We start from the raw sequence: 12,385 nt of genomic DNA, 5'->3' as shown, positions 1-12,385 counted from the left end.
CCAATCCATATCGATTCTATTTCTTTTAATCGATATGGACATCTGAAATGTGTAATAGGCTTAATTATTTTTCAAAGCTGTATTTAATGTCTTTTGTGATGCTATTCCAGTCGTCTGTTCGAAAAGGAACAGCAGGGAAATTTTCTGGATTATAAAGATTGCAGTCGCTGGCATCGTCGGCCCAGCCGTAGCGGACTGCTTCTGGATTTTGAACCTGATCGCTCCATACCAAAAGCTGACTGCCTTTTATTTGAGCTTTGGCATAATGAAAAACATGATCAGATCCTGCAATTTCAAATCCTTTTATATATTGGTATTTGTCATGAACCGTTAAACCGCTTTCGGCATTGTCAAATGTTAAGAGAATCTGATTGCCTTTTGTTTCCATAGACTTGTAAGCTGGTCCGCTGAAAACATTTCCCTTTTCATACACTTTATTTAAGGCGATGGCAGCCAGTCTGTATCCTACATCTTGTTTGTTTTTTGGATGAATATCTTTTGGATCTCCAATATCTGCCGTAACACACATACCAGTATTGGCAACAGTTTGAAGGGTGAAATTCTGGGCCTCTCTTAACTCTGCCCAATAGCTGCTAGTTTTGCTGTTTCCTCCAAACTCATTAAAAGAAGAGAGCTGCACAAAAAAGAAAGGAAAATCTCCTTGATGCCATTTGTTTCTCCAATCGCTAATCAATAACGGAAAAGCTTTTTTATATTGTTCGGCGCGTGTAGCATTAGCTTCTCCCTGATACCATAAAACTCCTTCAATAGCATAGGGAATCAAAGGATTGATCATAGAATTGTAAAGAAGGGCAGGATAGCTGTTTGGAGACAAGTCTGTTCTGATTTCTGTAACCTGAAACTTCCATTTTCCTGCAAGTGGTACAATGGTACTGCCTGCAGTTAATTTTAAGTCAGCCTCATCGCCAAAAATTCCGCCTCCTCCGCTGTAATCCGTTACTCGTACTGCAATAGTGTTAAGACCTTCTTTAAGCGTTCCGGCAGGTACTTTGTATATTCTTTTTTTGTCCCATTGGGTATTCTTGCCCACTTCAATTCCATTTACATAAGAAAGATCTTCATCGTCTATTTTGCCCAGCTCCAATAAAGCCTCTTTACCAGCATCTTCTTTTGAAATCATAAAAGATTTGCGCATCCAGACTGTGCCGTCTAAACTGCCCAATTGCTGGTTCCACAATTGTGGCACGTGCATTTCTGGCCACGAACTATCGTCAAAGTTTGTTGTTTTGTATTGGTTTTCTGAGTTTGAAGTGATTTTAGATCCTTGAAGATCTTCAATCTGTACTTTCAGTGTAGCCAGTTTATTTTTTAGCAATGAATCCATTGGGATTTTCGGTAGGTCGGCAATCATACTGCTGAATTCAGGACTTTTTTCAAAAGCTTCCCTGCTGGTCCATGTTTCCACGCAAGTGCCTCCCCAAGAGGAGTTTATTATCCCGATTGGGATTTTTAATTCATTGTATACTTTTTTGGCGAAAAAATAGCCCACTGCTGTAAAGGCTCCTGTATTTTTTTTACTGCTTTCTTTCCAGCTTCCAGCTTTGAGTTCCTCTTTAGGTGTCGAATTTAAATCTTTGTCTACTAAAAATTGTCTTATCCAAGGATTATCTGCCTGACTGATTTCATAATCAGCATTTTGTGCCTGAGCAACTGGCCATTCCATATTTGACTGTCCGCTGCATACCCAGACTTCTCCGACTAGGACGTTCTCAATAGTAATGCTGTTGTTTCCTTTAATGGTCATTTTAAAAGGACCACCTGCTTTTTCAGGTTTCAAATACAAAAGCCATTTCCCATTTTTGTCCGCTTTAGTTTTCTGAGTCTGTTTATTAAAAGTGACTTCAATTTTTTCTCCAGAATTGGCCCAGCCCCAAACAGAAATGGGTTTGTTGCGCTGTAAAACCATTCCATCGCTAAAAAGCAACGGCATTTTTACATTTGCATTTGCATTTGCACACAAACTCAAAGCAAAAAGCAAAGTGATTAAATTTTTTTTCATTTTGGGTGGTTTAAATTATAGTTAGTCAGTATGAAAACCTGCAACAGAAGTTGCAGGAATCTTTAAGAATTATAGTTGTTTAGAAAAAAGTCATTTTTATTGCTGCCAAATGGTTACGCCTCCTGGGGGTACCGTTTTACCGCCAATTAAAATATTTGCAGTATTGGATATTTTTTCGATCTGGTAATCTTCTGAAGAATAATTGACTGCGATCCAGAATCCGTCGCGCCAGCTAACGTAAACTCCTTTAGGATAATGCTCAACAGCGATTCCAGCCTGATTATACACCTGCTGCAGGATCTCTTTTTCAAGTTGGCCATCGTCTGTATCGGTCCCAATATAAGTAACGGTACCTTTTCCTATTTTGTTGGTCACCACAGCTGCCGTGCCTGCGTAAAATTGATTGGTGTACTTAGCAAGGACATTTTCAGGTTTATTGGCTCTTACTAAATCTGCCCAGTTGTTCCAGTAATACTCTTTTCCGAAACCTTGGATAGTTCCTTTTGCATAAGGCAGAAGATGGTCAAAGTCTTCAATTTTGGCATCGATTAAAGGATAAATAGGAGCGCCCCATCCTGCTTCGAATAAATGCCCGTTTTTGTCCTTAACAGCCGTACGCACGGTTAAGACTAAATGCCCGCCTTGTTTTACATATTCTGTCCATTTGGCAATAAGTTTCTCATCGGCTATTTCGTAAGCAGGAGCAACCACAACCGCATAAGAATCTAATGGTTCGTTTTCGTAAATTATTTCTGCGGGAGATCCGTATGATTTTACGATTTCAAGATATTTTTGAAAAAAAGATAGCGTATTCCATTGGCTTGTTTGCGCTTGACGGCCCATGCTCCAGGAATTGTCATAATTCCATAATAAAGCAGTTCTTCGAGCCTTAATTTCTTTAGGCATTTCAGCCTTCGGATTATAAGCTTTTCTTAATAATTTCATTTCCTGCATGGTCTGCTGGTAATCTTTTCCTCCTTGAGATAAGGTTGTTCCATCAAGTTTTGTAATGCCGCTGTGGTACTGCTCTGCGCCATAATTGATTTGGCGGTAACGATAAGAACAGGCAAAAGACATGCCTTCGGCCATACAATGATAAAGCCACATGCGCACTACGCCAGGCTGCAGCAGAGGATTAACATTTCCCCAGTTGACAAAACCAGGCTGAAGCTCCATAATTCCTGAAATATTGTCTCTGGTTTTAAAGAAGCTTAAGGCAAAAGAAAGTTCTTGAGGATCGCCAAGGCGAAAGCCTTTGTCTCCAATATTAGAAACTCCTTTGTTAGGATAGCTGGTAAAAGAGTTAAAATCGAGTTTTTTTGTTCTTCTAGGATCTGCTGATGGAGTAGTAGCGGTATAATTTGTTGTTACAAACTGATTTTTAGCAATTAAAGGTCTGATAATGTCTGCCTGAAAATCTAAAAAATCGGCCTGCGTATCGGCAGTATAGCGTTTAAAGTCCAGCAAGGCATGCGGATTGATTCCCCACCATCCAACGTGATCTGCATTTAGAATTTTAACTTGGTCAAAACTGCTGTAGGTCTGACTCCAGAAAGCAGCTCCCCATGCCGTATTTAAAGCGCTTATGGTACGGTATTTATTCTCTAACCATTTGCGGAAAGCATCTTGCGAAGAAGGGCTGTAGTCTTCTTTAGCTTCTGGCTCGTTGTCAAGCTGCCATCCAATTACATTTGGATTATGGCCGTAACGCGCTGCCAATTTGCTGATTATGTTCTTAGAAAAATTTCTCCATACGGGATTGCTCAAAGACTGCTGTGCTCTTGTTCCGTGTTCAGCCCTCTGATAATGGCTGTCCATCAGATAGATTTCAGGATATTTAATGCCCATCCAAACGGGTGAGATTGCTGTAGGTGTGCCTAAAATAACTTTCAATTTGTATTTGCCAGCCAAATCGATAACTTCATCAAGCCATTCAAATTTGTAAAGCCCTTCTTCGGGTTCCATGTCTATCCATGCAAACTCTGCTATGTGAATAAACTCAAAACCAGTCTTAGAAATATTGCTGATGTCTCTTTCCCAATCTTTTTTATTCCAGTGTTCCGGATAGTAATAAATCCCCATTGCCATCAGATTTTCTTTAGGAAAGAAAACAGGAGATTTCTGTGCCATTACGCCTGCTGAAGACAGCAGCAATAAACAAATGATATATTTTTTTAGTTTCATGGATCTGTATTTTTCTGAATCAATTAAGCCCTGCATTAAAGCTGTTTTAACAGGTGCTGGATACGATTGTTTTAAGATGAAACCGTTGGGTGAAATTATTTTAACACATAGAAACATAGCCTTTAGGTGATTCATTTAAGGTGTTTCACTTAGAATAGTACACATTAGCACTATGTGTTAAAGCTTGCTTTTTCTATACTCTTAAGCAGAAGCAATAAAAATCTATGTTTCTATGTGTTAGAATTAAATTTTGTTCTATTTCACCCAACGGATAAGATGATTAAATTTTTATGACTTGATGCGCTCCGTTATAATCGATTTCTTTTCCAGAAGCATCAGAAAGAAATGCTTTTGGATTGGATGGATCAACAACGACGATTTTAAATTTTCGGTCTTTTAGCATGCCTTTAAAATCTCCTTTGCGCTCGCCAATGGTTAAGGTCTGATTTTTCTGATTGTAATTGAAGCTTATCGCACTGTAATGGCCTTTTTCATAATTGTAGTTAATACCTTCGTCTTCATACAAAGTAAAACTGCCATCGCGGCCTTTATAAACATACAGCACCACATTGTCAGCAGGTTTCTGATCAGTATACTGGATTTCTGGGCCAACAGGAACTATAGCGCCTTCAGGAATAAAGAGCGGAATACGTCCATAAGGTGCATCTGCCTGTAAAGTCTGTCCGCCTAAGAGCTGCTTTCCTGTATAAAAATCATACCAGTTTGTGCCAGCAGGAAGGTACACTTCTCTTTTTCGCGCTTCATATTGGTAAACAGGGCACACCATAAAAGCAGATCCGAACATGAATTGGTTGCTGATGTTAACGACATTTTTATCGTTTTGAAAGTCCATTATCAACGGACGCATAATGGTGTAGTCATTAAAATGCGTCATCCCAGCCATCGTGTAGATATATGGCATTAATCTGTAGCGAAGACGGTCGTAATATACAATAGATTCGTATGCTGGATGACCTTCGGGAGCAATGTTCCAAGGTTCGCGATAAGGAAATTGTCCGTGAGATCGGTATAGCGGAGCAAAAGCTCCAAACTGATGCCAGCGTGCATTTAATTCACGCCATTCTTTACTGTCAGAGTTTTCATTTCCATTTTTGTCGTACTGCTGCTGTGCACTCACATAGCGGTCTTCAACACAAAATCCTCCAATATCCATCGTCCAGTACGGAATACCGCTTGCAGCAAAGTTAAGACCTGCCGAAATCTGTGCTTTCAAATCTTCCCATCTCGTCGCAATATCGCCACTCCATGTTGCTGTTGAATAGCGCTGCAATCCTGCAAAGCCTGATCTTGTTAAAAGAAACACACGTTTATTAGAATCTACAGCTCTTTGTCCATCGTAGATTGCTTCTGCGTTCATCAGGGCATAAGTGTTGAAATATTCGGTTGAAGGGCCTAGAGCGGTTGGTCCCTGCAATTTTTTACGATACTCCATATCTGTACAGTCCAATACATTAGGTTCGCTGGCATCCATCCACCAGGCATCAACACCTATAGGATAAAGATTTTCGTAGATCTGTTTCCAAAATAGTTTACGAGCACCGCTTGCATAAGCATCATAGAATGATCCTACATAACCAGGACCAACCCAGTCACGAACATTGTCTTTAATGGCTTGCTGATACATCCATCCTTTTTGGTCGAATTCTTTAAAGTGCTCTGTAGTTTTGTAAAATTTAGGCCATACCGAAATCATCATTTTGGCATTCATCGAATGAATCGAGTCGGTCATAGCCTTTGGATTAGGAAAACGGGCAGGGTCAAACTTGTGGCTTCCCCAGGCATCATCTTCCCAATAATTCCAGTCCAATACGATATTATCAATTGGAATCTGGCGAGTTCTAAATTCTTTTAAATTGCTTAGTATTTCATCTTGGGTTTTGTATCGTTCGCGGCTCTGCCAATAACCCATTGCCCAGCGGGGCATAATTTGAGATTTTCCAGTCAGGGTTCTGTATCCTTTAATTATGCTGTCCATAGAATTGCCATGAACAAAATAATAATCAATTTTTTTGTTCATTTCGCTCCACCAGACTTGGCTGTTTTTTTCCTCAGCCAGTTGTGGCGTTCGTACTCTTAATCCGCAGTAAGAAGTTGAACCGTCTGGTCTCCATTCTATCCTTAAAGCAGTGCGTTTATTCGCTTTTAGATTCATAGAGAATTTGTAGCTATTCGGATTCCAAGCGGTTCTCCATCGCTCGGCAACCACTAATTGATTGTCTAAATAGACTTTTACATAACCAGAATAATACAATATAAATTTATACACTCCGTCCTGTGGAGCTTCAATTTCGCCTTCATAAGTAACATTGGCATTTTTTAAAGGAAGATCCGTTGGAAGGTTTTTGATGCTTTTTACATCCTCAAAGAAAATGGATTTTTCCTCGCGAATCAGCGGCGCATTTTTCTTCTCTGGTGTGCTGTAAGTTCCCGTTAAGAAACCTGGTTCGCCATTTTTTCCAAATAATTTGAAAACTTGATTTAATTGCTCATAAGGGCGGCTGTCTCCAAATCGGCTTAAAGAATAGCTGTCCCACAAAAACCCGTAATTTTTATTTGATACGACAAATGGTACTGATACTTTGGTATTGTATTGGAAAAGTTCTTCGCTTTTATCTTTATAATTAAATTCATCCGACTGATGCTGACCTAGTCCGTAAAAAGCTTCGTCTTGAGGCGACTCAAATATTTGGCGCACGGTATAGCCTTTTGTCTGATCTGCTTGTATAGGAAGAAAAGTTCTGCCGCCGCCTGCTTTTTCAGCCAACAGTATTTTTCCGTTTTTATCTTTAAATTTGATTCCGCCGTCTTTTGACGAAACCACAACATTCAGCGTTTTGGTTGAAAGCTGTATAGAATCTTTTGATTGATTAATGTGAAAAGGAACTTTTTGCTGGTTAGGAACAATAATAAGACTCGAATCTTTTTGAAATTCTTGGGCTGCAGCAGCAACATGTATCAGATCATTGCCTAAAACCTGAAGACGCAGAGTGCGTAATTGGTTTTCTGTGCTTGGGTTTAGGCCTATTAAAACACCGTCATCTGTTTTGGTGTAATTTTTTACAGCACATGATGCCAAGAGTAATCCAGCCGAAAGGCCTAAGGCTATTGTGTTTTTTTTCATGTTTTTTGGTTACGAGTGGTTTATATGATAATTAGCAGTTTTGTGATTTATGTTTTCCCGATCTAGAAGTTACTATATCCAGTCGAACTAAATTTTAAAAGGGTTTCAAACGATTGCAAGCTGTAAAAGTAAAATAGCAATCTGCAATTTCTGGCGACTGCATGAGGCTTATTAAGGTTGTATTGTCAGCTGATTATGCTGGGGTGTAAAAATATCTTTTAATGTAAAAGAACATGGGGTGCAAATGTGTTATTTGACAGGCTCTTATGTATCATCATGTTTTTGGCTGCTGTAAAAGGGGGCAAAATGTATTTTATGGCTGGCGGAAATGTATTATTGTTTTTGAGCATTCAAAGTAAAGAGTACATTAGCATCTGTGAAGTTTCAAAGCTGGAGCACTGAACGGCCTAATTGAGGATTAGGAAGCTTTTTACCAGTTGCTTTTTTTTTACGCTAATAATAAGAGCTGTAATTTATTATCCATTAAAAACGGCATATGAAAGATTATGGAATTTTGATAGGCGGAAGAAGCAGATGTTCAGAATTATCTTGAAATCAAAAGTATACTAACTAACCAACCAACTTCTATAATTATGAATGTAAAATTTAGCATATGTTTATTGCTTGTAAGTTTCTTTAAACTAAACGCCCAATCAGCGGTAAAAAGTCCGGACGGAAAACTTGAGGTGTCAGTTTCTGTAAACAACGGAATGCCCCAGTATAGTGTAACATACAATGAAAAAACGGTTATAGAAAAATCTCCATTAGGTTTAAAGACAAATGCGGGAGATTTCAGCTCTGGATTAACTTTGGATGCAAATAGTATCCAAAATAAAATTGACGAATCCTATGAGCTGCGTAACATCAAAAAAAGCAGCGTTCATTATACGGCCAATGAAGCTATTTTTTCGTTCACAAAAGATGGAAGGCCTGCTGTTGATGTGATTTTTAGGGTGAGCAATAATAATTTGGCATTTAAGTACAAAGCATATCCGCAGAAAGAAACACTTTCCTGTGTGGTTCAGCAGGAAGTTTCGGGATTTTTGATGCCAAAAGGAACTACGACATTCCTATGTCCGCAAAGCAATCCGATGACAGGGTTTGCGAAAACAGCTCCAAGTTATGAAACCTCGTATTCGCTTGATGATGCCGTCGGAAAAAATGGCTTGGGAAATGGATACACCTTTCCATGTCTGTTTAAAGTAAACGGCGGATGGGTCTTGATTTCTGAAACTGGTGTAGACAGCGGTTATTGTGCCAGCCGATTAATAGGGCATGAGAACGGATTATATACCATTGGATTTCCGATGCCAGGAGAAAATAACGGAAACGGAACAACTTCGCCAGGAATCCCGCTTCCGGGAGAAACGCCATGGCGAACTATTACCATTGGAGAAACGCTTGCTCCGATAGTGGAGACCACGATTCCGTTTGATTTGGTTAAGCCAAAATATCAGGCATCTAAAGAATACCAGTACACAAAAGGGACTTGGAGCTGGATTATCAAAATGGATGATAACACCACTTTTCCTGTGCAGAAGGAGTACATTGATTTCAGCGCCGCGATGGGATATGAAACCATTCTAGTTGATGCGCTTTGGGATACGCAGATAGGACGCGATAAAATAGTAGATTTAGCAGCATACGGCGCTAAGAAAGGCGTTGGGCTTTATTTATGGTACAATTCAAACGGGTATTGGAATGATGCTCCGCAAGGTCCCAGAGGATTGATGGATAATGCGGTCATCAGAAGAAAAGAAATGGCTTGGATGAAAAGCATTGGAATTAAAGGCATTAAAGTTGATTTTTTTGGAGGTGACAAGCAGGTGACGATGAAACTGTATGAAGATATTCTGACGGATGCCAATGAATTTGGAATAATGGTTATTTTTCACGGCTGCACACTGCCTCGAGGCTGGGAGCGCATGTATCCGAATTACGCTTCCAGCGAAGCGGTTCTGGCAAGTGAGAATCTGCATTTCGGACAGCAGAGCTGTGATAATGAAGCTATAAATGCGGCAACGCATACGTTTATAAGAAATGCGGTGGGAAGCATGGATTTTGGCGGAAGCGCTTTAAACAAATTCTACAATAGCGATAACATTCCCAATAAAGGCTCAAAAAGAATGACTTCCGATGTATTTGCTTTAGCGACCTCTGTGCTTTTTCAGAGCGGCGTGCAGCATTTTGCTTTGGCGCCTAATAATTTAAATGATGCTCCAGACTGGGCTATAAAATTTATGAAAGAAGTGCCTACAGCTTGGGATGAAGTTCGTTTTTTAGAAGGATATCCAGGCAAATATGTTGTGCTGGCCCGAAGAAAAGGAGCAAAGTGGTATATCGGTGGGATTAACGCGCAAAAAGAACCATTAGAATTAAAATTAAAACTGCCAATGATCTCGGAGGGTACCACTCTTAGATATTATCAGGATGATGAATTATTAAATGGAAAAATAACGGACATCAGGTACAGATCAAAGAGTGGAGCACATATTAAAATTCCTTGTAATGGAGGTGTCCTGCTAACCAACTAAAAATTTATAGAACTCATTGTGGATTTATCCAGAATTGAAGCAATAAAAAGCAAATGTAGTTTTGACCATTAATCTTACTAATTAAAATAACTTAAACCAAATGAAATTTATTTATCTATTAATTTTCCCGCTGTTTTTCTGTGCGACCAGTTATGGCCAGAAGTACGAGAAAAACAATCTGGGAATTAAGATGCAAGCAGATGGAAATACAATAGAAATTCAGTTTTACAGTCCTTCGATTGTAAGAGTTATAAAATATCCCGCAGCGGGAGTTTATTCCAAAGAAAGCCTTTCGGTAAATATGAAACCGTTGGCAACTCCTTTTACAGTAAAAAGCCAAAACAGCCAATTGGTTTTAAAATCTGAAAGTCTAAATGTTACGGTACAGTTTCCAACTGGAGAAATCTCATTTGCAAGTTCAGACCAGATCTTGCTTCGTGAGAAAAAACAGGGAACCAAATTTAAAACCGTAAAAGATACCGATACCGATTCTTATAGCGTATATCAGGCATTTGATTTGGAGAAAGAAGAACCTATATATGGTTTAGGACAGCACCAAAGGGGAGATTTAAACCAAAGAAATCAAAATTATCGTTTGGAACAGGGAAATACAGAAGATGCGGTGACTTTTTTTCAGTCGGTAAAAGGATATGGACTTTTTTGGGATAATTATGCGCCGACAGAATTTAAAGACAATGCCAACGAAACTTCATTTGAATCTAATGTAGGCGACGGGGTAGATTACTATTTTATGTACGGTAAAAATGCTGATGGAGTGATCTCACAAATGAGAAAGCTCACAGGCAGTGCTCCAATGTTTCCGCTTTGGACGTATGGTTTCTGGCAGAGTAAAGAACGTTATAAAAGCCAAAATGAAATAGTTGGCGTAGTAAAAAAATACCGAGAGCTGGGAGTGCCTCTGGACGGAATAATTCAAGACTGGCAGTATTGGGGAAATAATTATTTATGGAATGCGATGGAGTTTCTTAATCCTGAATTTTCGGAGCCTCAAAAAATGGTGGATGAAATTCATGGTCTCAATGCTCATATGATTATCTCGATCTGGTCTTCGTTTGGACCAAAAACCAAGCCTTATAATGAGTTGAATAGTAACGGAATGCTGTTTGATTTTCTGACTTGGCCAGAATCTGGCAGCGAAATTTTCCCTCCGAAAAAAGATTATCCTTCTGGAGTGCGTGTTTATGACGCCTATAACCCAAAGGCAAGAGACATTTACTGGAAATATGCAAGTGAAGGCCTTTTAGCAAAAGGAATTGACGGCTGGTGGATGGATTCGACGGAGCCCGATCATCTTTGGGTAAAGCCTGAGGATTATGATACCAAAACCTATTTGGGAACTTTTAGAAAGGTGCGAAATGCTTATCCTCTGATGACTGTTGGAGGGGTTTACGATCATCAGCGAAAAGAGACTTCAGATAAGCGGGTTTTCATCTTGACAAGATCTGCTTTTGCTGGCCAGCAGCGCTATGGTGCCAATACATGGACAGGAGACGTAGAGTCTAGCTGGGAAAACTTACGTGCCCAGATTCCGGCGGGACTTAATTTTACCCTTACCGGTATGCCGCACTGGAATTCAGATATTGGAGGATTTTTCGCTGGAGTTTACAATCGAAATGCAGAAGCTATAGGAGCGGATAATCCAATGTTTCAAGAACTTTATGTTCGTTGGCTGCAATTTGGAGCTTTTAATCCAATGATGCGCTCTCATGGTACAGATATACCTCGCGAGATCTATAATTTTGGTCAGAAAGGAGAGCCGGTATATGATGCGATTGAGAAATTTATAAATCTGCGCTATTCGTTGCTGCCATACATTTACTCGACATCGTGGGAAGTAACCCATAAAGATTCTAGTTTTATGAGAGCATTATTTATGGATTTTGCTGCAGATACTAAGAGTTGGGACATTAAAGATGAATTTATGTTTGGAAAATCTATTTTGGTTGCGCCAGTAGTTGAGGCTCAATATACAAACGAAAAAATAAAAGAAGGCCAGAATCAAAAGCAGAATATAGATTTTAGAGCAGAAAAATCAAGAATCGTTTATCTTCCTGCTGGAAATGGCTGGTACGATTTCTGGACAAACGAAAAACTGCAGGGCGGTCAGGAAATTACCAGAAAAACAACGCTTGACATGATACCACTTTATGTTAAGGAAGGCACTATACTTCCAATCGGGCCTCAAGTGCAGTTTGCTGAGGAAAAAAAATGGGACAATCTCCAAATAAAAGTATATCCCGGAAAGGATGGCTTTTTTACCTTTTATGAAGATGAATTTGATAATTATAATTATGAAAAAGGTGCTTACACAGAAATTGATTTCAGCTATAACGACAAGCAGAAAAAAATAACCCTTTCTAATAGAAGAGGCGGGTACAAAGGCATGTTAACGGAAAGGATCTTTACAATTGTTATGCCTGATGGAACTAAAAAAGTGTTGACTTACAAAGGAAAAAAAATAGAATCTAAACTTTAAACAGGAAG

5 protein-coding genes are annotated in these 12,385 nt (G+C 39.3%); 2 read left to right on the top strand and 3 right to left on the bottom strand.

Annotated features, from left to right (window positions below):
• Positions 1-64: 64 nt before the first annotated feature.
• From P2W75_RS09210 to P2W75_RS09200, 3 genes are all read right to left on the bottom strand, one after another.
• Entirely contained in the window at positions 65-2,020 is a 1,956-nt protein-coding gene (locus P2W75_RS09210) for a sialate O-acetylesterase (RefSeq protein ID WP_276380130.1), read from the bottom strand.
• Positions 2,021-2,116: 96 nt separating this feature from the next.
• On the bottom strand, positions 2,117-4,204 hold the full coding sequence (locus tag P2W75_RS09205; RefSeq protein WP_276380129.1) for a beta-galactosidase: 2,088 nt from the start codon (positions 4,202-4,204) through the stop codon (positions 2,117-2,119).
• 280 nt (positions 4,205-4,484) lie between these two features.
• Positions 4,485-7,346, bottom strand: a complete 2,862-nt coding sequence (locus P2W75_RS09200) for a TIM-barrel domain-containing protein (protein WP_276380127.1) — start codon at positions 7,344-7,346, stop codon at positions 4,485-4,487.
• A 593-nt stretch (positions 7,347-7,939) separates the two neighbouring features.
• On the opposite strand from P2W75_RS09200, the gene P2W75_RS09195 reads away from it, so the two are divergent.
• Both P2W75_RS09195 and P2W75_RS09190 read left to right on the top strand, forming a co-directional pair.
• The gene (locus P2W75_RS09195; RefSeq protein ID WP_276380126.1) at positions 7,940-9,880 is read left to right on the top strand and encodes a glycoside hydrolase family 97 protein; all 1,941 of its coding nucleotides are present in this window, start codon (positions 7,940-7,942) and stop codon (positions 9,878-9,880) included.
• A gap of 100 nt (positions 9,881-9,980) precedes the next feature.
• Positions 9,981-12,377 (top strand): TIM-barrel domain-containing protein, encoded by a 2,397-nt coding sequence (locus P2W75_RS09190; protein WP_276380125.1) that lies wholly within the window; start codon positions 9,981-9,983, stop codon positions 12,375-12,377.
• The last annotated feature ends 8 nt before the right edge of the window (positions 12,378-12,385 follow it).

It is taken from the genome of Flavobacterium sp. H4147 (assembly GCF_029360735.1).
Taxonomy (GTDB): domain Bacteria; phylum Bacteroidota; class Bacteroidia; order Flavobacteriales; family Flavobacteriaceae; genus Flavobacterium; species Flavobacterium endoglycinae.
The sequence above is the reverse complement of the archived record's forward strand: the minus strand, read 5'-3'. Positions and strand labels throughout refer to the sequence as shown.

Bases quoted from the DNA above. Each gene is read 5' to 3' on its own strand.
- P2W75_RS09210 (WP_276380130.1), bottom strand. From the start codon at position 2,020: ATGAAAAAAAATTTAATCACTTTGCTTTTTGCTTTGAGTTTGTGTGCA.
- P2W75_RS09195 (WP_276380126.1), top strand. From the start codon at position 7,940: ATGAATGTAAAATTTAGCATATGTTTATTGCTTGTAAGTTTCTTTAAA.
- P2W75_RS09205 (WP_276380129.1), bottom strand. From the start codon at position 4,204: ATGAAACTAAAAAAATATATCATTTGTTTATTGCTGCTGTCTTCAGCA.
- P2W75_RS09190 (WP_276380125.1), top strand. From the start codon at position 9,981: ATGAAATTTATTTATCTATTAATTTTCCCGCTGTTTTTCTGTGCGACC.
- P2W75_RS09200 (WP_276380127.1), bottom strand. From the start codon at position 7,346: ATGAAAAAAAACACAATAGCCTTAGGCCTTTCGGCTGGATTACTCTTG.